25 protein-coding genes are annotated in these 26,066 nt (G+C 64.9%); 2 read left to right on the top strand and 23 right to left on the bottom strand.

Features of this window, described 5'->3' with window-relative positions; all coding sequences use genetic code 11:
* Nucleotides 1-68: 68 nt before the first annotated feature.
* A complete protein-coding gene (gene ftsH, locus AC1DJH_RS00110; protein ID WP_435483687.1) occupies nucleotides 69-1,985 on the bottom strand; it encodes an ATP-dependent zinc metalloprotease FtsH in 1,917 nt (638 codons plus the stop codon).
* A gap of 178 nt (nucleotides 1,986-2,163) precedes the next feature.
* Nucleotides 2,164-2,832: an RlmE family RNA methyltransferase gene (locus tag AC1DJH_RS00115; protein ID WP_435483686.1), complete on the bottom strand. Its 669-nt coding sequence runs from the start codon at nucleotides 2,830-2,832 to the stop codon at nucleotides 2,164-2,166.
* Nucleotides 2,833-2,865: 33 nt separating this feature from the next.
* Here AC1DJH_RS00115 and AC1DJH_RS00120 point away from each other — a divergent pair, with 33 nt between their 5' ends.
* A complete protein-coding gene (locus AC1DJH_RS00120) occupies nucleotides 2,866-3,345 on the top strand; it encodes a YhbY family RNA-binding protein (RefSeq protein ID WP_435436043.1) in 480 nt (159 codons plus the stop codon).
* Between the two features lie 2 nt (nucleotides 3,346-3,347).
* Nucleotides 3,348-4,106, top strand: coding sequence for a glycosyltransferase (locus tag AC1DJH_RS00125; protein ID WP_478184291.1), 759 nt, complete (start codon nucleotides 3,348-3,350; stop codon nucleotides 4,104-4,106).
* 30 nt (nucleotides 4,107-4,136) lie between these two features.
* Here AC1DJH_RS00125 and AC1DJH_RS00130 read toward each other — a convergent pair whose 3' ends face one another.
* The 21 genes from AC1DJH_RS00130 to rpsB all read right to left on the bottom strand — a co-directional run bounded on the left by AC1DJH_RS00130 (nucleotide 4,137) and on the right by rpsB (nucleotide 25,860).
* The gene (locus tag AC1DJH_RS00130) at nucleotides 4,137-4,553 is read right to left on the bottom strand and encodes a DUF4149 domain-containing protein (protein WP_435435990.1); all 417 of its coding nucleotides are present in this window, start codon (nucleotides 4,551-4,553) and stop codon (nucleotides 4,137-4,139) included.
* An 11-nt stretch (nucleotides 4,554-4,564) separates the two neighbouring features.
* Complete coding sequence (gene greA / locus AC1DJH_RS00135; RefSeq protein ID WP_478184292.1) at nucleotides 4,565-5,041, bottom strand: transcription elongation factor GreA; 477 nt, start codon at nucleotides 5,039-5,041, stop codon at nucleotides 4,565-4,567.
* 65 nt (nucleotides 5,042-5,106) lie between these two features.
* Nucleotides 5,107-5,976 (bottom strand): Kdo hydroxylase family protein, encoded by an 870-nt coding sequence (locus tag AC1DJH_RS00140; RefSeq protein ID WP_478184293.1) that lies wholly within the window; start codon nucleotides 5,974-5,976, stop codon nucleotides 5,107-5,109.
* An 11-nt stretch (nucleotides 5,977-5,987) separates the two neighbouring features.
* Complete coding sequence (carB, locus tag AC1DJH_RS00145; RefSeq protein ID WP_472112586.1) at nucleotides 5,988-9,239, bottom strand: carbamoyl-phosphate synthase large subunit; 3,252 nt, start codon at nucleotides 9,237-9,239, stop codon at nucleotides 5,988-5,990.
* Nucleotides 9,232-10,440 (bottom strand): glutamine-hydrolyzing carbamoyl-phosphate synthase small subunit, encoded by a 1,209-nt coding sequence (gene carA, locus AC1DJH_RS00150; protein WP_478184294.1) that lies wholly within the window; start codon nucleotides 10,438-10,440, stop codon nucleotides 9,232-9,234. The genes carB and carA overlap by 8 nt, the downstream gene beginning before the upstream one ends.
* Nucleotides 10,441-10,580: 140 nt before the next feature.
* Complete coding sequence (locus AC1DJH_RS00155; protein WP_478184295.1) at nucleotides 10,581-11,366, bottom strand: TrmH family RNA methyltransferase; 786 nt, start codon at nucleotides 11,364-11,366, stop codon at nucleotides 10,581-10,583.
* A 10-nt stretch (nucleotides 11,367-11,376) separates the two neighbouring features.
* On the bottom strand, nucleotides 11,377-12,099 hold the full coding sequence (gene rnhB, locus AC1DJH_RS00160; RefSeq protein ID WP_478184296.1) for a ribonuclease HII: 723 nt from the start codon (nucleotides 12,097-12,099) through the stop codon (nucleotides 11,377-11,379).
* A complete protein-coding gene (lpxB, locus tag AC1DJH_RS00165; RefSeq protein ID WP_478184980.1) occupies nucleotides 12,071-13,219 on the bottom strand; it encodes a lipid-A-disaccharide synthase in 1,149 nt (382 codons plus the stop codon). Before lpxB ends, rnhB begins: the two co-directional genes overlap by 29 nt.
* Nucleotides 13,220-13,229: 10 nt before the next feature.
* Nucleotides 13,230-14,018 carry an acyl-ACP--UDP-N-acetylglucosamine O-acyltransferase gene (gene lpxA, locus AC1DJH_RS00170; protein WP_478184297.1) on the bottom strand — a complete coding sequence of 263 codons (789 nt, stop codon included), beginning with the start codon at nucleotides 14,016-14,018 and terminating at the stop codon, nucleotides 13,230-13,232.
* Between the two features lie 23 nt (nucleotides 14,019-14,041).
* On the bottom strand, nucleotides 14,042-14,527 hold the full coding sequence (gene fabZ / locus AC1DJH_RS00175) for a 3-hydroxyacyl-ACP dehydratase FabZ (RefSeq protein WP_177206549.1): 486 nt from the start codon (nucleotides 14,525-14,527) through the stop codon (nucleotides 14,042-14,044).
* The gene (lpxD, locus tag AC1DJH_RS00180; protein ID WP_478184298.1) at nucleotides 14,524-15,501 is read right to left on the bottom strand and encodes a UDP-3-O-(3-hydroxymyristoyl)glucosamine N-acyltransferase; all 978 of its coding nucleotides are present in this window, start codon (nucleotides 15,499-15,501) and stop codon (nucleotides 14,524-14,526) included. Before lpxD ends, fabZ begins: the two co-directional genes overlap by 4 nt.
* 14 nt (nucleotides 15,502-15,515) lie before the next feature.
* Nucleotides 15,516-16,061: an OmpH/Skp family outer membrane protein gene (locus AC1DJH_RS00185; RefSeq protein ID WP_472112600.1), complete on the bottom strand. Its 546-nt coding sequence runs from the start codon at nucleotides 16,059-16,061 to the stop codon at nucleotides 15,516-15,518.
* Nucleotides 16,062-18,497 (bottom strand): outer membrane protein assembly factor BamA, encoded by a 2,436-nt coding sequence (gene bamA, locus AC1DJH_RS00190; protein WP_472112603.1) that lies wholly within the window; start codon nucleotides 18,495-18,497, stop codon nucleotides 16,062-16,064.
* A gap of 38 nt (nucleotides 18,498-18,535) precedes the next feature.
* Nucleotides 18,536-19,909, bottom strand: a complete 1,374-nt coding sequence (gene rseP, locus AC1DJH_RS00195; protein ID WP_478184299.1) for an RIP metalloprotease RseP — start codon at nucleotides 19,907-19,909, stop codon at nucleotides 18,536-18,538.
* Nucleotides 19,910-19,933: 24 nt separating this feature from the next.
* Nucleotides 19,934-21,121, bottom strand: coding sequence for a 1-deoxy-D-xylulose-5-phosphate reductoisomerase (ispC, locus tag AC1DJH_RS00200; RefSeq protein WP_478184300.1), 1,188 nt, complete (start codon nucleotides 21,119-21,121; stop codon nucleotides 19,934-19,936).
* Nucleotides 21,118-21,963, bottom strand: coding sequence for a phosphatidate cytidylyltransferase (locus AC1DJH_RS00205; RefSeq protein WP_478184301.1), 846 nt, complete (start codon nucleotides 21,961-21,963; stop codon nucleotides 21,118-21,120). Before AC1DJH_RS00205 ends, ispC begins: the two co-directional genes overlap by 4 nt.
* An 11-nt stretch (nucleotides 21,964-21,974) precedes the next feature.
* Nucleotides 21,975-22,703 (bottom strand): polyprenyl diphosphate synthase, encoded by a 729-nt coding sequence (gene uppS, locus AC1DJH_RS00210; protein ID WP_472112615.1) that lies wholly within the window; start codon nucleotides 22,701-22,703, stop codon nucleotides 21,975-21,977.
* An 8-nt stretch (nucleotides 22,704-22,711) separates the two neighbouring features.
* The gene (gene frr / locus AC1DJH_RS00215) at nucleotides 22,712-23,272 is read right to left on the bottom strand and encodes a ribosome recycling factor (RefSeq protein ID WP_435435974.1); all 561 of its coding nucleotides are present in this window, start codon (nucleotides 23,270-23,272) and stop codon (nucleotides 22,712-22,714) included.
* Between the two features lie 11 nt (nucleotides 23,273-23,283).
* Nucleotides 23,284-24,006 (bottom strand): UMP kinase, encoded by a 723-nt coding sequence (pyrH, locus tag AC1DJH_RS00220; RefSeq protein WP_435435973.1) that lies wholly within the window; start codon nucleotides 24,004-24,006, stop codon nucleotides 23,284-23,286.
* Nucleotides 24,007-24,102: 96 nt separating this feature from the next.
* Nucleotides 24,103-25,026 carry a translation elongation factor Ts gene (gene tsf, locus AC1DJH_RS00225; protein WP_472112618.1) on the bottom strand — a complete coding sequence of 308 codons (924 nt, stop codon included), beginning with the start codon at nucleotides 25,024-25,026 and terminating at the stop codon, nucleotides 24,103-24,105.
* An 81-nt stretch (nucleotides 25,027-25,107) separates the two neighbouring features.
* Nucleotides 25,108-25,860 (bottom strand): 30S ribosomal protein S2, encoded by a 753-nt coding sequence (gene rpsB / locus AC1DJH_RS00230; RefSeq protein ID WP_435435971.1) that lies wholly within the window; start codon nucleotides 25,858-25,860, stop codon nucleotides 25,108-25,110.
* Nucleotides 25,861-26,066 lie beyond the last annotated feature (206 nt).

Consider the following 26,066-nt stretch of genomic DNA (forward strand, 5'->3'; position numbering starts at 1 on the left):
CCGTGCTGGGCACGGCGCCATGAAAAACGGGGCCAGAGGCCCCGTTGTTGCTTGATTGCAAGCCCACCTCAAGCGGCGGTCGGCGCCGGGTCGGTATTCACGGCCGGCGTGCCGCCACTGCCACCGCTGCCCGAGGGAGGGGTGCGCGGCGTCCAGTCCTTGGGCGGACGCGGTGCGCGGCCGGCCATGATGTCGTCGAGCTGCTCGGAGTCGATGGTTTCCCATTCGAGCAGCGCCTTCGCCATGGCGTGCATCTTGTCGCTGTTCGCCTCGATCAGGCCACGCGCCAGGGCGTATTGCTCGTCGATGATGCGGCGCACCTCGCCGTCGACCTTTTCCATGGTCTGCTCGCTCATGTTGGTCGTCTTGGTGACCGAGCGGCCCAGGAACACTTCGCCTTCGTTCTCGGCGTAGACCATCGGGCCCAGCGCATCGGTCATGCCGTAGCGCGTGACCATGTCGCGGGCGATGGAGGTCGCGCGCTCGAAGTCGTTGCTGGCACCGGTGGTCATCTGGTGCATGAACACTTCTTCGGCGATACGGCCACCGAAGAGCATGCTGATCTGGTTCAGCATGTATTCGCGGTCATAGCTGTAACGGTCTTGCGCCGGCAGGCTCATGGTCACGCCCAGGGCGCGGCCACGCGGAATGATCGTGACCTTGTGGACCGGGTCGCACTTGGGCAGCAGCTTGCCGATGAGGGCGTGGCCGGACTCGTGGTAGGCCGTGTTGCGGCGCTCTTCCTCGGGCATGACCATGCTCTTGCGCTCGGGGCCCATGAAGATCTTGTCCTTGGCCTTCTCGAAGTCCTGCATCTCGACCACGCGCGCATTGCGGCGGGCAGCCATCAGGGCGGCTTCGTTGCACAGGTTGGCGAGGTCGGCACCGGACATGCCGGGAGTGCCGCGGGCGATCACGCTCGGGTTCACGTCCTGGCCCAGCGGGACCTTGCGCATGTGCACACCGAGAATTTGTTCGCGGCCGCGGATGTCCGGCAGCGTGACGTACACCTGGCGGTCGAAACGACCCGGGCGCAGCAAGGCGGCGTCAAGGATGTCAGGGCGGTTGGTGGCAGCCACCACGATCACGCCGAGGTTGGTTTCGAAACCGTCCATCTCGACCAGCATCTGGTTCAAGGTCTGTTCGCGTTCGTCGTTGCCGCCACCGAGACCGGCGCCGCGCTGACGACCCACGGCATCGATTTCGTCGATGAAGATGATGCAGGGTGCGTTCTTCTTGGCGTTCTCGAACATGTCGCGCACACGGGCCGCACCCACGCCGACGAACATTTCAACGAAATCGGAACCCGAAATCGAGAAGAAAGGGACCTTGGCTTCGCCAGCGATCGACTTGGCCAGAAGGGTCTTGCCGGTGCCCGGAGGGCCGACCAGCAACAGGCCGCGCGGAATACGGCCGCCGAGCTTCTGGAAGCGCTGCGGGTCTTTCAGGAAGTCGACGACTTCACGGACTTCTTCCTTGGCCTCGTCGCAGCCCGCAACGTCGGCGAAGGTGACCGTGTTGTTGTTCTCGTCCATCATGCGGGCCTTGCTCTTGCCGAAGCTGAACGCCCCGCCCTTGCCGCCGCCCTGCATCTGGCGCATGAAGTAGATCCAGACACCGATCAGCAGCAGCATCGGGCCCCAGCTGACCAGCAGCGTCATGAGGAGGGACCCCTCTTCGCGCGGCTTGACGTCGAACTTGACGTTGTGGTCGATCAGGTCGCCCACGAGGCCGCGGTCGAGGACCGTGGCAGTCGTGCGGATCTTGCGATCGTCGTTGGTGACGGCGATGATCTCGCCGCCGCCGGCACCTTCGGGGATGACGGCACTCTTGACCTGGTTATTCCGGACCTGGTCCAGAAACTCGGAGTAGCTGACTGCTCCCGAGCCGACGCCACCGCGGGTGTCGAACTGCTTGAACACAGTGAACAACACCATGGCAATGACGAGCCATACGGCAACTTTGGAAAACCACTGATTGTTCAAACGAAGCTCCAGTCGAAAGCGCGTGACGAGGATATGAAAAAACGCGCTATGGGTACGCAATTGCGCCCCATTTTAGGCTTTTCAAGCTGCGAAAAGCGGGCATTTCCCTAATGCAGCCATAGGCTGACAGGGGTTTGCGCCTTGAACGCACCCTTTGCCGACGTTCTTCGGCAAGGTATCAAGGCGTATCCAGGGCCTTCAGGCCCATGCCGACAAGGAATGTCTCGGACGATTTGTCGCGCGAAGCCTTGGGCTTGAAGGGCTTCACGGTGCGGAAATTCGCCTTGAAGAGCTTGACCAGTTCGTCGTAACCACTGCCGTGGAACACCTTGGCCACCAGAGCCCCCTCGGGTTTGAGGTGGTGTTGCGAAAAATCGATGGCCAGTTCGATCAGGTGCGCCACACGGGCGGCATCCGCCGAATGGATGCCCGACAGGTTGGGCGCCATGTCCGACACCACCAGGTCGGCCTTGCGACCGGCCAGCACCCCCAGCAACTGTTGCAGAAGCGCGTCTTCGCGGAAATCCCCCTGCAGGAAGGTCACGCCTTCGATGGGATCCATGGCCAGCATGTCGAGCGCGACGATGGTGCCGTTCAGCGAGCCAGCCGCAGCGCCGTCGGGGGACATGCGCCGGCGCAGGTATTGGCTCCAGGCACCGGGCGTGGAGCCCAGGTCCACCACCAGCTGGCCTGGTTTGACAAGCCCGAACGACTCGTCGATTTCCTTGAGTTTGTAGGCGGCGCGCGCCCGGTAACCCTCCCGCGTGGCGAGTTTCACGTAGGGGTCGTTGATATGGTCGTGAAGCCACGCTTTATTGACTTTTTTGCTTTTGGCTTTAGTGCTCATGAGGGTCTTCGTGTACGCGTCGATAATACGGGGATGCCCGCCATTCAACTTACCCCTGCCGAGCGCAAGGTGCACCGCGCCGAAGCTCACCACCTGGATCCGATCGTCATGGTCGGTGGAGACGGGCTCACCCCTGCCGTAAAAAAAGAGGCCGACGCGGCGCTCAAGGCCCATGGCCTGATCAAGGTTCGCGTTTTCTCCGACGACCGCCTCGCCCGCGACGCCATGCTGCGAGAACTGTCCGACGAACTGAACGCCGCCCCGATCCAGCACATCGGCAAGCTGCTGGTGCTCTGGCGCCCGATCCCCGAAAAGGAACGCACGGTCGATGAAGACCGCATGCCCGGCCCGCGCGACGTGAAGATCGTCAAGTACAGCAAGCGCGGCGGCCAGCGCCCCGAAATCAAGACCCTGCGCGTCCTGGGCAACCAGCGCCTGACCCCCGGCGGCAACATCAAGCGCGCCAAGGCGAAGCGGCCGCTCTCGGCCAAGAAGCGCAACCAGGCGGATTGAGCTTGGCGCCAGCGCAAGGCGCCCAGCGCCATATCCTCTGCATGAAGTGGGGCACGAAATATGGCCCCGAATACGTCAACCGGCTCTACGCGATGGTGCGCCGCAACCTCAGCGGCGACTTCAAGTTCGTCTGCATGACGGACGACGGCAACGGCATCCGCCCCGAAGTGACGTGCCTGCCGATCCCTCCGCTCAACCTGCAATTGGCTCCCGGCCAGCGCGACGGCGCCTGGAAGAAGCTCACGACCTTCGAGCAGGACCTGCACGGCCTGCGCGGCACCGCCCTCTTCCTCGACCTCGATGTCGTGGTGGTGGGCCCGCTGGACGCCTTCTTCGAGCAACCCGGCGAGTTCCTGATCATTCACGACTACGCCCGCCCCTGGCGGCGCGAGCGCATCACCGGGAATTCGTCGGTCTATCGTTTCGAGCTGGGCGCCCATGCCGACGTGCTGGCGTACTTTCGCGCCAACATGGACAAGGTGCAGGCGGAGTACCGCAACGAGCAGGCCTACCTGTCGGACGTGCTCCACCAGCAGGGCAAGCTGGCGTACTGGCCCGAGGCCTGGTGCCCGAGCTTCAAGTACCACGGCATTCCGACCTGGCCGGCCAACTACTGGGAAGAGCCCTTCGTGCCCGAGGGCGCACGCATCATGGTGTTCCATGGCGAGTGCAACCCGCCGGACGCATTGGCGGGCCGCCGCAACCGCGCCTTCCGGTACATCCGTCCGGCGCGCTGGGTCGCGAAATACTGGAAAGAGTAAGGGCGAGGCGGCCGTTGCCGCCTCTGCCGTTCAGCCCGGCTTGCGGGCGCCCATGCGCCACAGCAGCACGCCGGCGCAAATCCACTGCACAAGATACATGCCGCTTCCCACGGCATGCCATAACTTGAGGTTTTCGCGCGCCAGGATGTGCGGCGCCACGGCGTACTGCTGCAGCAACGCCAGCAGCAGCGCGGCCAGGATCAGGAACATGGACGTCATGACCGGCCCATCCATGCGCTCGTCCGCCTTGGTCCTGAAATGGATCAGCAGGATCAGCCCGCAGGCGATTGCAATCCAGCTCTGCGCCTCGAACAGCTGACCGGCAAAGTTGCCCGCCACCGACGGATTGCCGAGCCTGGCGAACAGCATCGGCACCACCAGAAAGCCGATCGTGGTGAGGCTGCCCCACCAGAAGGCAGCCAGCATCAGCGCCACGCGGTCTTTCATCGAACGGACGATCAGATGTAGTGGACGGCGACGATCTCGTAGCGCTTCAGGCCGCCCGGAGCCTGCACTTCGGCGGTGTCGCCCTCTTCCTTGCCGATCAACGCGCGCGCGATGGGGCTGGAGATGTTGATCAGGCCGAGCTTCAGGTCGGCTTCGTCTTCGCCGACGATCTGGTACTTCACGGCCTCGCCCGACTCTTCTTCCTCGAGATCGACGGTCGAGCCGAACACCACCTTGCCGCCGGCATCGAGCTCGCTAGGGTCGATGATCTGGGCAGCCGACAGCTTGCCTTCGACTTCCTGGATGCGGCCTTCGATGAAGCCCTGGCGGTCCTTGGCGACCTCGTACTCGGCGTTCTCGCTCAGGTCGCCCTGGGCACGCGCTTCGGAAATCGCATTGATGACCCAGGGACGGTCCACCGTCTTGAGTTGATGCAGTTCGGCGCGCAGTTTTTCAGCGCCGCGCTTGGTGACTGGTACGGTTGCCATGTTGTGGGTTCTCCATAAAGCGAAACCGCCGAACGCTGCCGTTCGGCGGTCGAGTGAGGACAGGATCAGACGAGTGTGCGTCCGGTCAGCCGGCTCAGGATGGCGAGCGGGCTCGACCCGGGATTGTATTGCTTCGATGCGGCCAGATGAAGGGTCTGCTCGAGCATGTACTGGCCGGCCATCACGGCGTGCGAGGTCTGGTCGGAGAAGCACACCCACACCGAACCCGGCGGGAACTTGGCGGTTTCCTGCGGCGAGCTTTCCTGGTACGCCATGTCCGACTTCATGCCGTCGTGCAGCTGCAGCATCAGGTGGTCGTACTCGCTGCGGAACGACTTGGTCACGTGCAGCGCCTGCAGCAGCCTGGCCTGCCAGCGAGCATAGGGCTTCGCACGTGGCAGGAAGCGTTTGGCGATGTCCTCGAAAGGCTCGCCGACACGCCACACGCGCGGCGCGCCTTCGGGGTTGACGTTGGTGAACACGCGCAGGATGCGCTCGCCGTAGTTGGGCCGCGACGGGAACGCATCGACGTGCAGGCGCCGGTCGTCCGCACGCCATGACTGCACGCGCGTCTCGACCTGGGCCGGCCGGTAGCTGGTGGGCGCCAGCCGCAGGGCCGGCGTGTAGTGCGGCAGCAGCCCGTGAATGAGCTGCTGCGACTGCGCGCGAAAGCGCCCCACCATCGCGGCCGCCGTGCGTTGCACCGCCTCGTCGCCGACGACGCCCTTGAGCTTGCCGTTGGCGTCGAGGCTGATGTTGCGCACGTCGGGCGACAGCAGGCTGGGCGTCAGCAGGCTGCGTTCTTCAGGCAGCAGCTCGAAGCCCAGGCGCGGAAAGTACAACACCTTGCCCGCTTCGAGCGCCGCGATCCACGCCTCGTTGGGCGTGGCCGCGTTCCAGTCCGCCAGGCCGAGTTCGACGAGCTGCGTGTCCATGGCGCCCAGGCTCAGGCCAACGCCGTCAGTTGCGCGTGCATTTCCTGCACCGAGATCACGCCCAGCTCGTCCATGAAGCCCATGCCCTCGACAGCGGCTTCGGCGCCGAAGATCGTGGTGAACGTGGTCACGCGCGCCAGCAGCGCCGAGGTGCGGATCTGCCGCGAATCGGTGATTGCGTTGCGACGCTCTTCCACCGTGTTGATGACCAGCGCAATCTCGTTGTTCTTGATCATGTCCACGATGTGCGGACGGCCTTCGGTCACCTTGTTCACCGTGGCGCACTCGATGCCCGCGGCGCTGATGGCGGCGGCCGTGCCCTTGGTGGCCGTCAGCACGAAGCCGAGCTTCACCAGGCCGCGCGCCACTTCCACGGCACGCGCCTTGTCGTTGTTCTTCACCGAGATGAAGACCTTGCCCGACTTCGGCAGCAGCGTGCCTGCGCCCAGCTGCGACTTCACGAAGGCTTCGCCGAAGGTCTTGCCCACGCCCATCACTTCGCCGGTCGACTTCATCTCGGGGCCGAGGATGGTGTCCACGCCCGGGAACTTGACGAACGGGAACACGGCCTCCTTCACGCTGAAATACGGCGGCGTGACTTCCTTGGTCACGCCCTGCGACGCCAGCGACTGGCCGGCCATGCAGCGTGCCGCCACCTTGGCGAGCTGGATGCCGGTGGCCTTGCTCACGTACGGCACGGTGCGCGATGCACGCGGGTTCACTTCGAGCACGTAGATGACGTCCTTGCCGTCCTTCTGCTGGATGGCGAACTGCACGTTCATCAGGCCGACCACGTTCAGGGCCTTGGCCATCGCGGCGCTCTGGCGCTTCAGTTCGGCGATGGTGTCGGCGTTCAGGCTGTAGGGCGGCAGCGAGCAGGCGGAGTCGCCCGAATGCACGCCGGCCTGTTCGATGTGCTCCATCACGCCGCCGATCAGCGTGCCGCCTTCGGCGTCGCGGATGCAGTCGACGTCGCACTCGACGGCGTCGTTCAGGAAGCGGTCGAGCAGCACCGGCGAGTCGTTGCTCACCTTGACCGCTTCGCGCATGTAGCGCTCGAGGTCGCGCTGCTCATGCACGATTTCCATCGCGCGGCCGCCGAGCACGTAGCTCGGGCGCACCACCAGCGGATAGCCGAGGGCCGCGGCCTTTTCAAGCGCTTCGGGTTCGGTGCGCGCGGTGGCGTTCGGCGGCTGGCGCAGGCCCAGTTCGTGCAGCAGCTTCTGGAAGCGCTCGCGGTCTTCGGCCGCGTCGATCATGTCGGGCGAGGTGCCGATGATCGGCACGCCGTTCGCTTCGAGGTCGAGTGCAAGCTTGAGCGGCGTCTGGCCGCCGTACTGCACGATCACGCCGAGGGGCTTTTCCTTGTCGACGATTTCCAGCACGTCTTCGAGCGTCAGCGGCTCGAAGTACAGGCGGTCGGACGTGTCGTAGTCGGTCGACACGGTCTCGGGGTTGCAGTTGACCATGATGGTCTCGTAGCCGTCCTCGCGCATGGCGAGCGCGGCGTGCACGCAGCAGTAGTCGAACTCGATGCCCTGGCCGATGCGGTTGGGACCGCCACCGAGCACCATGATCTTCTTCTTGTCCGTCGGGTCGGCTTCGCACTCGTCTTCATACGTCGAGTACATGTAGGCCGTGTTGGTCGCGAACTCGGCCGCGCAGGTGTCCACGCGCTTATAGACCGGGCGCACGCCCAGGGCGCGGCGCTTCTCGCGGATCGCGGTGTCGGTGGTCTTGAGCTGCTTGGCGAGGCGACGGTCGGAGAAGCCTTTTTTCTTCAGCGCGAGCAGCGTGTCCTTGTCGATCTCGTCCAGCGACTTGGTTTCCAGCTCGAGCTCGATCTTCACGATCTCCTCGATCTGCACCAGGAACCACGGATCGATCTTGGTCAGCGCGAACACTTCTTCCACGCTCAGGCCCATGGCGAAGGCATCGCCCACGTACCAGATGCGCTCGGGGCCGGGCTCGCCCAGTTCCTTCTCGAGCACTTCGCGGTCCTGCGTCTTCTCGTTCAGGCCGTCGACGCCCACTTCGAGGCCGCGCAACGCCTTCTGGAACGATTCCTGGAAGGTGCGGCCCATGGCCATCACCTCGCCCACCGACTTCATCTGCGTGGTCAGGCGCGAGTCGGCCTGCGGGAATTTCTCGAAGGCGAAACGCGGGATCTTGGTGACCACGTAGTCGATCGACGGTTCGAACGACGCGGGCGTGGCACCGCCGGTGATTTCGTTGCGCAGTTCGTCGAGCGTGTAGCCCACCGCCAGCTTGGCCGCGACCTTGGCGATCGGGAAGCCCGTGGCCTTGGAGGCCAGCGCCGAGGAGCGCGACACGCGCGGGTTCATCTCGATGACGACCATGCGGCCGTCCTTCGGGTTGATGGAGAACTGCACGTTCGAGCCACCGGTGTCCACGCCGATTTCGCGCAGCACGGCCAGCGAGGCATTGCGCAGGATCTGGTATTCCTTGTCGGAGAGCGTTTGCGCCGGAGCCACGGTGATCGAGTCGCCGGTGTGCACGCCCATGGGGTCGAGGTTTTCGATCGAGCAGACGATGATGCAGTTGTCGGCCTTGTCGCGCACGACTTCCATCTCGTACTCTTTCCAGCCGAGCAGCGATTCTTCGATCAGCAGCTCGTTGGTGGGCGAGGCTTCGATGCCGCGCTTGCAGATGGTCTCGAACTCGTCGGGGTTGTAGGCGATGCCGCCGCCGGTGCCGCCCAGCGTGAAGCTGGGGCGGATCACGGTCGGGAAGCCGAGCGTCTTCTGCACGGCCCAGGCTTCGTCCATCGTGTGCGCGATGCCCGAGCGCGCCGAACCGAGACCGATCTTGGTCATCGCGTCCTTGAACTTCAGGCGGTCCTCGGCCTTGTCGATCGCTTCGGGCGTGGCGCCGATGAGCTCAACCGGCTTGTTGGTGGACGCGCCCGTGTACTTGTCGAGCACGCCGTTGCGCCAGAGGTCGAGCGCGCAGTTCAGCGCGGTCTGGCCACCCATGGTGGGAAGGATCGCGTCGGGGCGTTCCTTGGCGATGATCTTTTCGACCGTCTGCCAGGTGATGGGCTCGATGTAGGTGACGTCGGCCGTGGCCGGGTCGGTCATGATCGTCGCGGGATTGCTGTTGATCAGGATGACCTTGTAGCCCTCTTCGCGCAGCGCCTTGCAGGCCTGCACGCCGGAGTAGTCGAACTCGCAGGCCTGGCCGATGATGATCGGGCCGGCGCCGATGATGAGGATCGATTTGAGGTCTGTGCGCTTAGGCATTCTTGCTCTCCGTCTTTTCCGTCTTGTGCTTTTCCATGAGTGCCGTGAAGCGATCGAACAGGTAGCCGATGTCGTGCGGGCCGGGCGAGGCTTCAGGGTGGCCCTGGAAGCAGAACGCGGGCTTGTCGGTGCGGGCCAGGCCCTGCAGCGTGTTGTCGAACAGGCTGATGTGGGTGGGACGCAGGTTGGCCGGCAGCGACTTCTCGTCGACCGCGAAGCCGTGGTTCTGGCTGGTGATGCTCACGCGGCCGTTGTCGAGGTCCTTCACCGGATGGTTCGCGCCGTGGTGGCCGAACTTCATCTTGAAGGTCTTCGCACCCGAGGCCAGCGCCATGATCTGGTGGCCGAGGCAGATGCCGAAGGTGGGAATGCCGGTCTCGATCAGTTCCTTGACGGCGCTGATGGCGTAGTCGCAAGGCTCCGGGTCGCCCGGGCCGTTGGCCAGGAAGATGCCGTCGGGCTTCAGCTTGAGCACATCGGCCGCGGGCGTTTGCGCCGGCACCACGGTGATGCGCGCGCCGCGCTGGGCGATCATGCGCAGGATGTTCTTCTTCACACCGTAGTCGAACGCGACGACATGGAATCGGGGCGTGATCTGCACGCCGTAGCCCGGTTTGCCGTTCAGGTTGACGAGCTTCCACTCGGTCTCGGTCCACTCGTAGGTCTGCGTGACCGACACCACTTTGGCGAGGTCGAGGCCAGCCATGCTGGGCGCGGCCTTGGCGGCGGCGATGGCCTTGTCGATCAGCGCCTGCGTCACGGCTTCGCCCGCAGCCAGGCCCAGGATGCAGCCGTTCTGCGCGCCGTGGCTGCGCAGGTGACGCGTGAGCTTGCGGGTGTCGATGTTGGCGATGGCCACCGTCTTGCCGGCCACGAGGTATTCGCTCAGCGTGGCGGTCTGGCGGAAGTTGGAGGCGACGAGGGGCAGGTCCTTGATGATCAGGCCCGCGGCATGGATCTTGTCGGCTTCGATGTCTTCCCCGTTGACGCCGTAGTTGCCGATGTGCGGATACGTGAGCGTCACGATCTGCTGGCAGTAGCTCGGGTCGGTGAGGATTTCCTGGTAACCGGTCATGGCGGTGTTGAACACCACCTCACCGGTCGTGGAGCCGGCGGCTCCGATCGAGTTGCCTTGAAAGACCGTGCCGTCTGCGAGCGCCAGGATGGCGGGCGGGAAGTTTCCCTTGAGAGACAAAAGCACTGGGTTCTCCGAATGGTTACGGTCGCCCGGAGCCCCAGGCGCGTTGCCTGCGGACTGCTGCTTAAGGGGATTTTGGCGTTGTAGGCGGCCGGGCGACGCTATTGCGAGTAAGCCCCCGATTGTAGCTCGGACTGGGTGTGCTATTGAGCCTGAAGGGCCGCCCCGCTGGCGTGCAGGCAAATCGCGGCGGCAGCCGCCACGTTGAGCGACTCTTCGCCGCCGGGCTGCGCAATGCGGATGTGGTGCGTGGCCCTCGCCTCCAGCGCGGGCGACACGCCCTGCCCTTCATGCCCCATCAACCACGCGCAGGGATGCGGCAGTTCGGCCTTGTGCAACCAGTCGCCGTGGTGCGAGCTCGTGGCGACCAGCGGCACCCGCAGGCTGTCGAGCGCGTCGGCGTCCACGCCTTCGATCAGCCGCAGGCCGAAATGGGCCCCCATGCCCGCGCGCAGCACCTTCGGCGCCCACAGTGCAGCCGTGCCCTTCAGCGCGATCACCTGGGTGAAGCCGAAGGCGGCGGCGCTGCGCAGGATGGAGCCCGCGTTGCCCGCGTCCTGCAGGCGGTCGAGCACGACGCTGGGGGCGTCGGGAATCAGTTCGGGGCGGGACGGCAGCTCGAGCACGAAACCCATGGGCGCCGGCGATTCGAGCCCGCTGACACCGCGCAGCAGGTCATCGGCGACGACTACCGTTTTGATAGCACCATTCGTCCATTCGACGGGCGCATTGGGCCAAAAAGACTCTGAAAACACAGCGATGGCCGGCTTCACGCCGCGCGCCAGTGCCGCACGGCACAGGTGGTCGCCCTCGAGCCAGATCCGGCCCAGCTTGCGGTAGGCGCCCGGGTCTTGCGCGAGCTTGCGCAGGTCCTTGAGCAGCGGGTTGTCGCGCGAGCTGATGTGGCTGGCGCCGGTGTCGGAGGTCATGAGGGAGGGTTCAGGGCGCGGGGCGCAGGTCCAGGCGCACGGTCTCGGCGACACCGATGACCATCGCAGGCTGCTCGGCGTCCACGGGCAGCACCACGTTCATGACACCGCCGGTGCGGGCCAGCGCAGCAGCCACCGGGCTGAACGACCTGCGGTGGTGCACGCAGGCGCCGTGGCGCTGCAAGGCTTCGAGGTGCTCCGGCGTGCCGTAGCCCTTGTGGCCGGCAAAGCCGTAGTGCGGGAATTCGGCGTGCAACTGCTCGCAGAGCCGATCTCTGTGCACCTTCGCCAGGATCGACGCGGCAGAAATCGCCTTGACCCGGGAATCGCCCTTGACGATGGCCTCGGCCAGCACGTCGAGCGTCGGCAGGCGGTTGCCGTCGACCAGCACCTTCACGGGCTTCAGGCGCAGCCCTTCGACCGCGCGCCGCATCGCGATCATGGTGGCCTGCAGGATGTTGTGGGTGTCGATCTCTTCCACCGTGGCCTGCGCGATCGAGCAGCACAGCGCCTGGGCCAGGATCTGGTCATGCAAGCGCTCCCTTTGCAGGGCCGTGAGCGTCTTGGAGTCCGCGAGGCCGCGGATCGGGCGCAGGTCGTCCAGGATCACCGCGGCCGCGACCACGGGGCCGGCCAGCGGCCCGCGGCCCGCCTCGTCGACGCCCGCCATCAGGCCCGGTGCGTCCCACACCAGCGGCGCCTGCTCAGCCTTCAAGAACTTTCTGGATCGCATCGGCGCAAAGTGTCGGCGTATCGCGCTGCAATTGCACATGCAGCTCTGAAAATTTGTGTTGCAGGGCCTGCGTTTTCTCCGGCGCATCGAGCCATTCCAGCGTAGCCCGGGCCAGCGCCTCGGGCGTGGCGGCCTCCTGCAGCAACTCGGGCACCACGAAATCGCGGCACAGGATGTTGGGCAGGCCCACCCAGGGCTGCAACTGCTTGCGCTGCATGAGGCGCCACGACAGCGCATTCATGTTGTAGGCGATGACCATCGGGCGCTTGAACAGCGCCGCCTCGAGCGTGGCAGTGCCGCTGGCGATCAGCGTGGCGTCGCAGGCGGCGAGCGCGGCGTGCGACTGCCCATCGAGCAGCTTCACGCGGCCGGTCATGCCGCTGGCCTGCAGCAGGCCCTCGACCTCGGCGCGCAGGCCGGGCAGGATCGGGGCCACGAACTGGATGCCGGGCCGCTGCTTGTGCATCAGCGCGGCGGCGGCGAAGAAGCGGGCGGCCAGGTAGCGCACTTCCGATCGGCGGCTACCGGGCAGCAAGGCGACGACCTGTGCGTCGGGCGCCAGGCCCAGCGCGGCGCGGGCGCCGACGCGATCGGGTGTCATCGGGATCACATTGGCCAGCGGGTGGCCCACGTAGCTGCCCGAGACGCCGTGCTCCGCCAGCAACGCCGGCTCGAACGGGAAGATGCACAGCACGTGGTCGGCCGCGGCCCGGACCTTCTCGATGCGCTCCGGCCGCCAGGCCCAGATCGACGGGCAGATGAAATGCACCGTCTTCATGCCGCGGCTGCGCAAGCCGGCTTCGAGATCGAGATTGAAATCGGGCGCGTCGACGCCAATGAACAACTCCGCCCATTCCCGCAGCAGCCTAGCCTTGAGCTGGCGGCGAATGCCGGCGATTTCGGCATAGTGCCGCAGCACCTCGACATAGCCGCGCACCGCGAGTTTTTCCTGCGGCCACCAGCTCTGCAGGCCATGGGCCAGCATGCGCGGACCGCCGATGCCGACGGTCTCGAGGCCGGGCCAGCGGGCCTGAAGCCCGTCGAGCAGCAGGCCGGCGAGCAGGTCGCCGGAAGCTTCGCCCGCGACCAGCGCGAAACGCCGCTGCCCGTCCTTCTGCATTGCTGTCACGTCAGCGCGCGATGCCGCGCGTCGAACTGGAGAGGAAGGCTTCCATCAGCGCGACGTCGTCGGCCGCTTCCGGCATTTCCGCGGCAAGCGCGGCGATGCCGGCGCGCGCCTCGTCGAGCGTCTTGCCCTGGCGGTACAGCAGCCGGTGCATCTGCTTCACGGCTGCGATCCGCTGTGCGGAAAAGTCGCGCCGGCGCAGGCCGACGACGTTGAAACCGCGCACTGCCAGCGGATTGCCGTCGACCAGCATGAAAGGCGGCACGTCCTGCGTCACAGCGCTGGCGAAACCGAGCATGGCGTGGGCACCTACCGACACGAACTGGTGGATGCCGGTCAGGCCGCCGACCGTGACCCAATCGGCCAGGTGCACATGCCCGGCCAGCGTGGTGTTGTTCGACAGCGTGGTGTGGTTGTCGACACGGCAGTCGTGCGCGATGTGCGTGTACGCCATGATCCAGTTGTCGCTGCCTACGCGCGTCACGCCCCCTGCCCCCGGCACGCCGAGGTTGAAGGTGCAGAACTCGCGAATCACGTTGCGGTCGCCGATGACGAGTTCGGTCGGCTCGCCGGCGTACTTCTTGTCCTGCGGCACCGCGCCGAGGGACGAGAACTGGAAGATCCTGTTGTCGCACCCGATGGTCGTACGCCCTTCGATCACGCAATGCGCGCCGATGGTCGTGCCCGCGCCTACCCGCACATGCGGGCCGATCACGGTATAGGGACCGACCGACACCGAGGCGTCGAGTTGAGCCTGGGGGTCGACGAGCGCTGTCGAATGAACCTGGGTCATGCCTTGTAGTGAGTGCGGCCGGATCAGTTGATCTGGCGCATCGCGCACATCAAAGTCGCTTCGCACGCGAGTTCACTGCCAACCAGGGCTCGGCCCTTGAACTTCGAGATGCCCGCCTTCATGCGTTCGATTTCCACTTCGAGCGTCAGTTGGTCGCCGGGTTCCACCGGCCGCTTGAAACGTGCGCCGTCGATGGCGGCAAAGTAGTAGACCGTGTTGTCGTCCGGCACGATGTCCAGCGAGTGGAACGACAGCAGCGCCGCGGCCTGTGCCATCGCTTCGAGCATCAGCACACCCGGCATCACCGGACGATGGGGGAAGTGACCGTTGAAGAACGGCTCGTTCATCGTCACATTCTTCAGCGCCGTGATGCGCTTGCCCTTTTCCATGTCGAGCACGCGGTCCACCAGCAGGAACGGGTAGCGGTGGGGCAGCAGCTTGAGGATTTGGTGGATATCGAGCGCTATCGCTGGCTTTGTCATGATGTTCTGTTCCTGCATCGTCGTCATTTTTTCGAGGGGGCCTTCTCCAGCGCCTTCAGTCGTTCGCGCAGGCTGTGCAACTGCTTGAGCGTTGCCGCATTCTTTTCCCAGCTCCCATTGTCATCGATGGGAAACATGCCGGTGTACTGGCCGGCCTTGTGGATCGAACGGGTAACCGTCGTGGCGGCGGACACGTGCACGCCGTCGGCCACAGTCAGGTGTCCCAGCACGATGGCGCCGCCACCGAAGGTGCAGTTGGCACCGATCACGGCGCTCCCGGCCACGCCCACGCACCCCGCCATCGCGGTGTTCTTGCCAACGCGCACGTTGTGGCCGATCTGGATCAGGTTGTCGAGCTTCACGCCGTCTTCGATCACCGTGTCGTCGAGCGCGCCGCGGTCGATGCAGGTGTTGGCGCCGATCTCGACATCGTTGCCGATGCGCACCGCCCCCAGTTGCTCGATCTTGACCCACTGCCCCGCGTGCAGCGCCAGGCCGAAGCCGTCCGCACCGATGACCACGCCGGGATGCAGCAGGCAACGCTCGCCGACGGTGCAGTCCTCGCTCACAGTCACGCGCGACTTCAGCACGGTGCCCGCGCCGATGCGTGCACCCCGTTCGACCACGCACAGCGCACCGATGCGTGCAGTGGCATCGACATGGGCTTCGGCGTGGATCACCGCGCTCGGGTGCACCAAATCGGCGTCCGGACGCGCGTGATGCGCCTTCCAGAGCTGCGTCAACCGGGCAAAGTAGAAATAGGGATCGGGCGTCAAGATGAACGCCCCGCGCGCCTCGGCAGCCTCGCGCATGGCAGGCGACACGATCACACAGGCCGCCCTCGAGGCCGCCAATTCCTGCTGGTATTTGGGATGGCTCAGGAAACTGAGCGCATCGGGCTGTGCATTCTGCAGCGGCGCGAGCCGCTCGATGGACAGCGTTGCATCGCCATGAAGCTCGCCCCCCAGGGCGTCAACGATGGCTCCAAGCTGCAATGACACGCCGGCTCCCGGCGTTACTTGCCGGCCGCAGGCGCAGAAGAGCTGACCGACGCGTTCAGTGCCTTGATCACCTTGTCGGTGATGTCGTGCTTCGGATTGATGTAGATCGCTTCCTGCAGGATGGCATCGTACTTTTCAGATTCGGCCACCTGCTTCACCACGCGGTTGGCGCGCTCGTAGACCTGCTGCAGCTCTTCGTTCTTGCGTGCGTTCAGGTCTTCCTGGAACTCACGGCGCTTGCGCTGGAAGTCGCGGTCCTGGTCGACCAACCCACGCTGGCGGGAGACTCGCTGGCTTTCCGACAGGGTCGGCGCTTCGCGCTCGAACTTCTCGGAAGCCGCTTTCAGTGCATCGCCCTGGACGGTCAGGTCTTTCTCGCGTTTCAGGAACTCGGCCTCGAGCTTCGCCTGAGCGGCCTTGGCCGGTTGCGCCTCTCGCAGCACACGGTCAGGGTTCACGAAACCGATGCGAAATGTTTCCTGTGCTTGCGCCGGCGCAGCGGCGAACACAAGAGCGGGAATCAACAACGCGCCGGCCGCGGCACGAATCAAATGCTTCATTTAGAAAGACGTTCCGATCTGGAATTGGAGGCGCTGAATTCTATCCTTCGGGATCGTGATGAATCCGGTCTTGGGATCCGTCACTTCCTTCTGGGACATGACGGGGAATGCATAAGCCAGGCGCAGCGGGCCCAGCGGCGAGATCCAGCTGACACCCAGGCCCACCGAGGCGCGCAGCTTCTTCTCGGCCTTCCACTGTTCGTCTGTCAGGCCCGCGGAGCGCGAACCGAACACATTGCCGATGTCGAAGAAGCCGTACAGACGCAGCGTGCGGTCATTGCCGGCACCCGGAAACGGCGTGCTCAGCTCTGCATTGAAGATCGCCTTCTTGGTGCCGCCGAGGGCTGCGCCTTCGGTCTGGCCGAACAGCGGCACGTCGCGCGGGCCCAGCGAGTTCTGCTCGAAACCACGGATCGAGCCCAGGCCGCCCGCGTAGAAGTTCTTGAAGATCGGATAGACCTTTCCGCCCAGCGCCTTGGCATAGCCGACTTCGCCGTTGATCGAGAAGGTGTACTGCTTGTTGATCGCGAAGAACTGCTGGTACTGGTAGTTCGTCTTGACGTACTTCATATCGCCGGCCGCGCCCACTTCGAGGTTGGCGCGTTGCAGGCGGCCGGTGGTCGGAATCAGCGCGCTATCGCGGTTGTCACGGCCCCAGCCAACGCTCAGCGGAACACCCCAGACGCTCTTCTGGTCGCAGCCGATCACGAGGATCCCGGTGGGATCCTTCTTGCACTGGAAGTAGTTCAGGTAGGACGGCGGCGTGGTCAAGCCGGAGAACGCCGTCGAGCTGTTCGCGTCAAACGCATAACGCTCCAGACCAATGCCGAAGAACACCGTGTCGATTTCGCTGAACGGCACGCCGAAACGAATGGACGCACCCTGGTTCACCAGCTTGTAGTCACCGTCGATCGACGACGAATACGGACGCGTGGTGGTGTGATACAGACTGATCGAACGCGAGATGCCGTCCTGCGTGAAGTACGGATCGGTCGTAGTCACCGACAGCGTGCGGTTGTACTTGCTGGTATTGACCTGCACGCCCAGGAAGTTGCCCGAGCCAAACACGTTTTCCTGCGAGATGCCGAAAGTCAGCGCGACCTTCTCGGCACTCGAGTAGCCGGCGCCGAGTTGCAGGCTGCCGGTCGGTTTTTCGGTCACGTTGACGGTCAGGTCCACCTGGTCGGGCGAACCGGCCACTTCCTGCGTATCGACGGTCACTTCGGTGAAGAAGCCCAGGCGGTCGACGCGGTCTCGCGAGAGCTTGATCTTGTCGCCGTCGTACCAGGAGGCTTCGAACTGGCGGAACTCGCGGCGGATGACTTCGTCGCGGGTCTTGTTGTTGCCGCCGACGGAAACCTTGCGCACATAGACGCGGCGCGCGGGTTCGGCCTGCAGCGTGAGCGCCACGCGGTTGTTGACGCGGTCGATGTCAGGGCGCGCCTGCACGCGCGCAAACGCATAGCCGAAGGTGCCGAAATAGTCGTTGAAAGCCTTGGTGGTCTCGGTGACCTGCTCGCCGTTGTAGGGCTCGCCCGGCTTGATCGTGATGAGCGACTTGAACTCGTCGTCGCGGCCGAGGTAGTTGCCGTCGAGCTTGACGCTCGACACCACGAACTTCTCGCCTTCCGTGATGTTGACGGTGACCGTCAGGTCCTTGCGGTCCGGCGAAATGGCGACCTGGGTCGAATCGATGCGGAACTCGAGATAGCCGCGCGTGATGTAGTACGAGCGAAGGGTTTCGAGGTCGGCATTGAGCTTGGCGCGCGAGTACTGGTTCGACTTCGTGTACCAGCTCATGAAGCCGCCGCTGTCCTGGTCGAACAGGCTCAGCAACGTCGACTCGCTGAATGCCTTGTTGCCGACCACATGCACTTCGCGGATGCGCGCCGATTCGCCTTCGGTCACGGTGAAGGTCAGGTTGACGCGGTTGCGCTCGATGGGCGTGACGGTGGTCACGACCTGCGCGTTGTAGAGGCTGCGGCTCACATACTGGCGCTTGAGCTCCTGCTCGGCGCGATCGGCCAGCGCCTTGTCGTAGGGCCGGCCGTCGGTCAGGCCGACTTCGCGCAACGCCTTCTGCAGCGCGGCCTTGTCGAATTCCTTGGTGCCGACGAAGTCGACGTCCGCGATGGTGGGCCGCTCTTCGACGATCACCACCAGCACATTGCCGTTCACATCAATGCGAACATCCTTGAACAATCCCAGGTCGAACAGTGCACGGATCGCCGCGGAGCCGCGATCGTCGCTGTAGGTGTCACCCACGCGCAAGGGCAGCGAGGCGAAGATCGTGCCGGCTTCGACGCGTTGCAGTCCTTCGACGCGGATATCGCGCACCGTGAAAGGCTCGACGGCCCAGGCTGCCGTGGCCGCGAGCGCGCTGGCAACCACCGCGGCAACGCTACGCAGGCGAAAGCGACTGAAGTTTTTGTTCATCTGTGAATTGAGCCGGCTCGGAAAAGGCCGGCAGAAAGTTAACCAAAGAGCCGCGTGACGTCGTTGAAGAGTGCGACCGACATCATGACCAGCAGCAGGGCGACACCCCCGCGCTGAAGCCGTTCCATCCAGGCGTCAGAGACGCTCTTGCCGGTCAGGCCCTCCCAAAGATAATACATCAGGTGCCCCCCATCGAGGACCGGGAGCGGCATGAGATTGAGCACGCCCAGGCTCACGCTGATGAGCGCCAGGAAGACCAGGTACTGCGTGAAACCGAGGCTCGCGGACTTGCCCGCGTAGTCCGCGATCGTGAGCGGACCGCTCAGGTTCTTGAGCGATGCCTCGCCGATGACCATCTTGCCCATCATGCGAACGGTCATTGCGGACACCTCCCAGGTGCGCACCACGCCGCGCCAGATGCCGTCGACCACGCCCTGGCGCACCATCACCATCTCAGGCGCCGTGCCCACGTAGGCGCCGATGCGCCCGACCTTCACGCCGCCCTCCTCCCGCACTTCGGGCTTCACGTCGATGGTGAGCGGCTGGCCCGCGCGCTCGAGCTGCCAGGCCTGGGTGCGCGGCTGGTCGCCGTCGACCGACGCGCGGATCACCTCGCGCAGTTGCTGGCCGTCGACGATGGCGGTGGCTCCGATGGTGCGAACCACGTCGCCGCTGCGCAGGCCGGAACGTTCGGCGGCGCTGCCGGCCATCACTTCTCCGATTTCGGGCCGGGTCAGTGGCGCCAGCACGCCGATCTTGCGGAACATCTGCGGATCGGCGTCCTTGGTCTCCATGCGGCTCAGCGGGAGCACCAACTGGCGGGCGGGTTGGCCGGCCGCGCCTGCGATTTCGAGCGTCAGGTCGTGGCCGTCGAGCGCGCCGCGCGTCATGCGCCAGCGCAGGTCCTCGAAGGACTGCACGGGCGACAGGTCGCCGTCGAAGCCCGCTTGCGTGATGTGCTCGCCGCCGCGAAGGCCCGCGGCCTCGGCCAGCGAGGCCGCCACCGGCCGCGCGAGCTTGGCCACCGGCTCCTGCACGCCGATCCAGTTGACCGCGGTGTAGAGCGCAACAGCCAGCAGCAGGTTGGCGATCGGGCCCGCGGCGACGATGGCCGCGCGCGAACGCAGGGGCTGGGTGTTGAAGGCGCGATGACGCTCTTCGGGCGCCACCGGTCCTTCACGCTCGTCGAGCATCTTCACGTACCCGCCGAGCGGGAAGGCACCGATGACGAATTCGGTCGATTGACCCGGATGCTGGCGCTTCGGCCGCCAACGCAACAGCGCCTTGCCGAAACCGACCGAGAAACGCTCCACCTTGACGCCGCAAGCCACGGCCACACGGTAGTGGCCATATTCGTGCACCGCGATCAGGACGCCAAGTGCGACCACAAAGGCCATGACAGTGAGCAGCATCGGAGTCCTTGATTTCTGGGAGCGTCAGGCCGCGAAACGCCGCGCCGCCACATTGGCCGCCGCACGCGCACTGGCATCGAGCGCCAGCAGGTCGGCGAGCGATGCCGGCTTGGAGGGCGAGACCGCCTCCAAAGTTTCCACGTTGACCGCATGAATGCGGTCGAAACTCAGGCGGCGGTCCAGGAAAGCTTCCACTGCGACCTCGTTCGCCGCATTGAGCACGGCCGTGGTGCCCGACGCGGCGCGCATTGCATGCCAGGCCAGGCCCAGGCCAGGGAACAGCGCGGCATCCGGCGCGTCGAAGCTCAGCGCCGACATCTGGCGGAAATCGAGCCGCGCCGCACCACTTTCGATGCGCTCCGGCCAAGCCAACCCGACCGCGATCGGCACCCGCATGTCGGGCGTGCCGAGCTGAGCGATGACCGAGGCGTCAGTGAACTGAACCATCGAGTGCACCACGCTCTGCGGATGAATGACCACCTCGATCTGCTCCGGCAACACGCCGAACAGATGGCGCGCCTCGATCACCTCGAGCGCCTTGTTCATCATGGTGGCCGAGTCGACGGAGATCTTGCGGCCCATCACCCAGTTCGGATGGGCACACGCCTGCTCGGGCGTGACGGCACCCAGCCTGTCGGGCGCCCAGGTGCGGAACGGGCCGCCCGAAGCGGTCAGGATGATCTTGTCGATGCGCCGCGCCCACGTGGACGGGTCTTCGGGCAACGACTGGAAGATGGCCGAATGCTCGCTGTCGATCGGCAACAGCGTGGCACCGCCCTCGCGCACCGTGCGCATGAACAGCTCGCCGCCGACGACCAGCGCCTCCTTGTTGGCCAGCAACAGCCGCTTGCCGGCCCGCGCGGCAGCCAGGCAGGGACCGAGGCCCGCGGCGCCGACGATGGCGGCCATGACGGCGTCGACATCCTCGTGCGACGCTATCGTTTCAAGAGCATCAGGTCCAGTCAATACGACCGTGTCCAGGCTGTTTTGCTTGATCTTCTCGGCCAGCAACGCGGCATGCGGAGCGCTGGCCATGACGGCGAAACGCGGCGAGAACCGCGCGCATTGCGCCAGCAATTCATCGACCTTGGTGGCCGCGGAGAGCGCGAACACCTCGAAGCGCCCAGGGTGCCGTGCGATGACGTCGAGCGTACTCACGCCGACCGAACCGGTCGAGCCAAGCACCGTGACGCGTTGCGGGGGAGTTTTCACAGGAAGGCCAGCATCATGGCAATGGGAAGCGCCGGCAAGAGCGCATCCACGCGATCGAGGATGCCGCCGTGGCCGGGCAGCAGCCGGCTGCTGTCCTTGGCGCCGGCACTGCGCTTGATGAGGGATTCGACGAGGTCGCCCACGACGCTCATCGCCGCGAGGAACAGCGCACCAAGCAGCAGGAGCCACCAGCCGCGCTCACTGAGACGGGTGTAGAGGCTGGCGACCGTCGCGCCGGTTGCCTTGTCGGCCCAGACCCAGGCAAAGGCCAGCACCACCACGCCGATCATCCCGCCCCATACGCCTTCCCAGCTCTTGCCGGGACTGATCGCGGGCGCGAGCTTGTTGCGGGTGAACTTGAGACCGAAGGCGCGGCCGGCGAAATAGGCGAACACGTCCGCCACCCACACCAGCACCAGAATCGACAACAGGAAGTTGATGCCGATCATTCGCGCCTGCACCGCGGCCAACCAGGCCACCCAAAGTGCCAGCAAGCCGCCCACCAGCCGCAGACCGCGCGGAATGCGCGGCCAGCCCGGCACCGCCACCCGCAGCAGCGCGGCGCCGCCCAACACCCAAGCCGCGCTGGCCAGGGTCCACATCAAGACGAGCGGCTGCTCCAGCAGGCCCAGCCACCACGACAGCGCGCACAGCACCACCGTCTCGATGCCGAGGAACACCGAAAGCCGCTGGCCGTATCCGTTCAAACGCCCCCATTCCCAGGCGCCCGCGCCGATCAGCACCAGCATGACGCAGGCGAAGGGGATGTGGTTTCGGTAGAACAGCGCTGGCAGCAGGATCGCGAGCAGCACGATCGCTGTGAGGATGCGTTGTTTGAGCATGCGGGGGATTGTCAGGCCGTCAGGCCATGGGGTGCCGAGACCTGCGCCGAGGTCTGACCGAAGCGACGCTCGCGCCCCTGGAACGCAGCGATGGCCTCGTCCAGCGCGGCCTCGTCGAATTCGGGCCACAGCCTGTCGCTGAAGAAAAGCTCTGCGTAGGCACTCTGCCAAAGCAGGAAATTGGACAACCGCTGCTCGCCGCCGGTGCGGATGAACAGGTCGGGGTCGGGCACGTGGGCCAGCGCCATGGCGCGGTCGAGGCTGATCTCGGTGATGGCCTCGCCCTGCGCCGCCAACCTGGCCGCGGCCTTCGCGATGTCCCAGCGCCCCCCGTAGTTGAAGCACACGTTGAGTTGCATGCGGGTGTTGTGCGCGGTGGCCGCTTCGGCGTCCATCAGCCCCTTCACCATCTTCGGCGACAGGCCCGCTCGCTCACCGACGAAGTGCAGCCGCACGCCGTCCGCGCTGAGCCGGGGCACTTCGCGGGCGAGTGCGCCGACCATCAGCTCCATGAGTCCGGAGACTTCCTCGACAGGACGGCTCCAGTTCTCCGAGGAGAACGCGAACACCGTGAGCACGCCCACGCCGCGGTCTGCGCATGCCTTGACGCAGCGGCGCAGCGACTCCACGCCCTGCTTGTGTCCCGCGACGCGTGGCAAAAACCGCCGCGTCGCCCAACGGCCGTTGCCGTCCATGACGATGGCAACGTGGTGAGGAATGCGCGGCGATGTAGGAGCCATGGCAGGCCTCAAACGGCCATGATCTCCGCTTCCTTGGCCGTCACGAGGCGGTCGATTTCCGCGATATGGCGGTCGGTGACCTTCTGGATGTCGGCTTCGGCGCGCTTCTGGTCATCTTCCGACGCCAGCTTGTCCTTCACCAGCTTCTTGACCGACTCGTTCGCGTCGCGGCGCAGGTTGCGCGTGGCGATCTTGGCGCTTTCGCCCTCGTTGCGAACCAGCTTGGTCATTTCCTTGCGGCGCTCTTCGCTCATGGCCGGCAGCGGCACGCGGATCAGGTCGCCCATCGACGCCGGGTTCAGGCCCAGGTCGCTTTCGCGGATGGCCTTTTCGATCTTGGCGCCCATGCCCTTTTCCCAGGGCTGGACGCTGATGGTGCGCGAGTCGAGCACCGACACGTTGGCCACCTGGCTCAGCGGAACCTGCGAACCGTAGTAGTCCACGTGGATCGAGTCGAGCAGGGCCGAGTTGGCACGGCCGGTACGGATCTTGGTGAGGTTGTTCTGGAAGGCGGCGAGCGACTGATTCATCTTCAGGTCGGTCGCACTGCGGATGTCTGCAATGGTCATCTCAAATACTCCTAGGCATGCACCAGCGTGCCCTCGTCCTCGCCCATCACGACGCGCTTGAACGCACCGTTCTTGAGGATCGAGAACACCTTGATCGGCAGCTTCTGGTCGCGGCACAGCGCGAAGGCCGTGGCGTCCATGATGCCGAGATTCTGCGCAATCGCCTCGTCGAAAGTGAGCGAGGTGTAGCGCGTTGCATTGGGGTTGGTCTTGGGGTCGGCGGTGTACACGCCGTCGACCTTGGTCGCCTTGAGCACCAGCTCGGCGCCGATTTCGGCACCGCGCAGCGCTGCCGCGGTGTCGGTCGTGAAGAACGGGTTGCCCGTGCCGGCCGCGAACACCACGACCTTGCCCTCTTCGAGGTATTGCAGGGCCTTGGGGCGCACATAGGGCTCGACCACCTGCTCGATGGCGATGGCGGACATCACACGGGCCACCAGTCCCTGCTTGTCCATGGCGTCGGCCAGGGCCAGCGAATTCATGACGGTGGCCAACATGCCCATGTAGTCGGCGGTGGCGCGGTCCATGCCGACCGAGCCGCCAGCGACGCCGCGGAAAATATTGCCGCCGCCGATCACGACCGCCACCTGGACGCCCATGTTCACGACCTCGGCCACCTCCTGGACCATCCGCACGATGGTGGCGCGGTTGATGCCGAAGGCGTCATCGCCCATCAGAGCCTCTCCCGACAGCTTCAACAAGATTCGCTTGTGGGCTGGGCGGGGATCAGACATGGGCAATTTCCTTGAGTTGGCGGGGGCGAGTGTAAAACGTGGCGGTGAAAAAGCGGCGGCACGCGTTCGCGCACCGCCGCTTCAGTGGCTGCGAGATCAGGCGGCAGCCTTGGCGGCGGCGACTTGCGCGGCCACTTCGGCGGCAAAGTCGTCGACCTTCTTCTCGATCCCTTCACCAACCACGTACAGGGTGAAACCCTTGATCGAGGTGTCGGCAGCCTTGAGCATCTGCTCGACGGTCTGCTTGTCGTTCTTCACGAACGGCTGGTTGTGCAGCGAAACTTCCTTGAGGAACTTCTGCACGCCGCCTTCGATGCGCTTGGCGACGATGTCGGCCGGCTGGGGCTTCTTGCCTTCGGCTTCGGCCGTCTTGCGGTCTTCTTCCGCCTTGCCGGCCGCCACTGCGCGCTCTTTTTCGATCAGCTCGGCAGGCACGTCCGATGCCTGGATCGCCACCGGCTTCATGGCTGCGATGTGCATGGCCACGTCCTTGGCCGACGTGTCGTCGCCTTCGAACTCGACCATCACGCCGATGCGCGTGCCGTGCAGGTACGAAGCCAGCTTGCCGTTGCCGTTGAAGTGCTTGAAGCGGCGGAAGCTCATGTTTTCGCCGATCTTGCCGATCAAGCCCTTGCGCACGTCTTCGAGCGTGGGGCCGAAACCGTCCTGGGCATATGCCAGCGCGCCCAACGCGGCGATGTCCGCGGGGTTGTGCTTCGCGACCAGCATGGCGGCGGCATTGGCCAGGGCCAGGAAGCTGTCGTTCTTGGTGACGAAGTCGGTTTCGCAGTTGATTTCGATCATGCCGCCGGCAGCGCCGTCGACAAAAGCCGTCACCACGCCTTCGGCGGTGATGCGACCCGACGCCTTGCCTGCCTTGTTGCCGAGCTTGATGCGCAGCAGCTCTTCGGCCTTTTCCATGTTGCCCTCGGCCTCGGTCAGGGCCTTCTTGCATTCCATCATGGGCGCGTCGGTCTTAGCGCGCAGTTCGCCGACCATGCTTGCGGTGATTGCAGCCATTTGTGTATCTCCGTAAATCCAAAAATCAGGTTAAAAAAAAGGGGCACCAAAGCCCCTTCTTCAGGCTCGCGAGCGTGCCAATCAGGCCGAAGCGCCTTCTTCGACTTCGACGAATTCGTCGCTGCCTTCGGCAACGGCCTTGACCACGTCGCCGGCGGCGTTGTTGCGGCCTTCGATGATGGCGTCGGCGATGCCACGGGCGTACAGCGCGACGGCCTTCGACGAGTCGTCGTTACCAGGAATCACGTAGTCGATGCCTTCGGGCGAGTGGTTGGAGTCCACCACACCGATCAGGGGAATGCCGAGCTTCTTGGCTTCGGCCACGGCGATCTTGTGGAAGCCCACGTCGATCACGAAGATGGCATCGGGCAGCGCGGTCATGTCCTGGATGCCGCCGATGTCCTTTTCGAGCTTCTCGATTTCGCGCGAGAAGGTCAGTTGCTCCTTCTTGCTCAGCGAGTCGAGGCCGGCTTCCTGCTGAGCCTTCATGTCCTTCAGACGCTTGATCGAGGTCTTGACGGTCTTGAAGTTGGTCAGCATGCCGCCGAGCCAGCGGGTGTCGACGAAAGGCACGCCAGCGCGGCGAGCTTCCGAAGCGACGATTTCACGGGCCTGGCGCTTCGTGCCGACCATCAGGATCGTGCCGCGGTTGGCCGTGAGTTGCTTGGCGTACTTCATCGCGTCCTGGAACATCGGGAGCGACTTTTCCAGGTTGATGATGTGAATCTTGTTGCGGTGACCGAAGATGAACGGAGCCATCTTGGGGTTCCAGAAGCGGGTTTGGTGACCGAAGTGGACACCGGCTTCCAGCATTTCGCGCATGGTGGTAGACATTAGAAATTACTCCAAAGGTTGGGTCTAAAATCCAGCCCGTTTTGCGCTCTTTTGAACAGAGTCACAACACCTTGAATGGGCCGGTTTGCGGATGTGTTTGACTGGGCGCAACGGGAGCCGTTGCCTGACAGCGAAACCCAAAGAGTATAGCACGGCCGCAGCCCCCTCCTTCCCGAATCCGAGCCGACACGGCACCCGCAGTTTCA

It is taken from the genome of Variovorax sp. 10N412 (assembly GCF_056394985.1).

Bases quoted from the DNA above. Each gene is read 5' to 3' on its own strand.
- AC1DJH_RS00130 (WP_435435990.1), bottom strand. From the start codon at position 4,553: ATGAAAGACCGCGTGGCGCTGATGCTGGCTGCCTTCTGGTGGGGCAGC.
- AC1DJH_RS00140 (WP_478184293.1), bottom strand. From the start codon at position 5,976: ATGGACACGCAGCTCGTCGAACTCGGCCTGGCGGACTGGAACGCGGCC.
- lpxB (WP_478184980.1), bottom strand. From the start codon at position 13,219: ATGCAGAAGGACGGGCAGCGGCGTTTCGCGCTGGTCGCGGGCGAAGCT.
- fabZ (WP_177206549.1), bottom strand. From the start codon at position 14,527: ATGACGACGATGCAGGAACAGAACATCATGACAAAGCCAGCGATAGCG.
- lpxA (WP_478184297.1), bottom strand. From the start codon at position 14,018: ATGACCCAGGTTCATTCGACAGCGCTCGTCGACCCCCAGGCTCAACTC.
- frr (WP_435435974.1), bottom strand. From the start codon at position 23,272: ATGACCATTGCAGACATCCGCAGTGCGACCGACCTGAAGATGAATCAG.
- rnhB (WP_478184296.1), bottom strand. From the start codon at position 12,099: ATGCGATCCAGAAAGTTCTTGAAGGCTGAGCAGGCGCCGCTGGTGTGG.
- greA (WP_478184292.1), bottom strand. From the start codon at position 5,041: ATGGCAACCGTACCAGTCACCAAGCGCGGCGCTGAAAAACTGCGCGCC.
- AC1DJH_RS00205 (WP_478184301.1), bottom strand. From the start codon at position 21,963: ATGCTCAAACAACGCATCCTCACAGCGATCGTGCTGCTCGCGATCCTG.
- AC1DJH_RS00120 (WP_435436043.1), top strand. From the start codon at position 2,866: ATGCCCGCCATTCAACTTACCCCTGCCGAGCGCAAGGTGCACCGCGCC.
- carB (WP_472112586.1), bottom strand. From the start codon at position 9,239: ATGCCTAAGCGCACAGACCTCAAATCGATCCTCATCATCGGCGCCGGC.
- rseP (WP_478184299.1), bottom strand. From the start codon at position 19,909: ATGCTGCTCACTGTCATGGCCTTTGTGGTCGCACTTGGCGTCCTGATC.
- AC1DJH_RS00155 (WP_478184295.1), bottom strand. From the start codon at position 11,366: ATGACCTCCGACACCGGCGCCAGCCACATCAGCTCGCGCGACAACCCG.
- AC1DJH_RS00115 (WP_435483686.1), bottom strand. From the start codon at position 2,832: ATGAGCACTAAAGCCAAAAGCAAAAAAGTCAATAAAGCGTGGCTTCAC.
- rpsB (WP_435435971.1), bottom strand. From the start codon at position 25,860: ATGTCTACCACCATGCGCGAAATGCTGGAAGCCGGTGTCCACTTCGGT.
- uppS (WP_472112615.1), bottom strand. From the start codon at position 22,703: ATGGCTCCTACATCGCCGCGCATTCCTCACCACGTTGCCATCGTCATG.
- AC1DJH_RS00185 (WP_472112600.1), bottom strand. From the start codon at position 16,061: ATGAAGCATTTGATTCGTGCCGCGGCCGGCGCGTTGTTGATTCCCGCT.
- pyrH (WP_435435973.1), bottom strand. From the start codon at position 24,006: ATGTCTGATCCCCGCCCAGCCCACAAGCGAATCTTGTTGAAGCTGTCG.
- bamA (WP_472112603.1), bottom strand. From the start codon at position 18,497: ATGAACAAAAACTTCAGTCGCTTTCGCCTGCGTAGCGTTGCCGCGGTG.
- tsf (WP_472112618.1), bottom strand. From the start codon at position 25,026: ATGGCTGCAATCACCGCAAGCATGGTCGGCGAACTGCGCGCTAAGACC.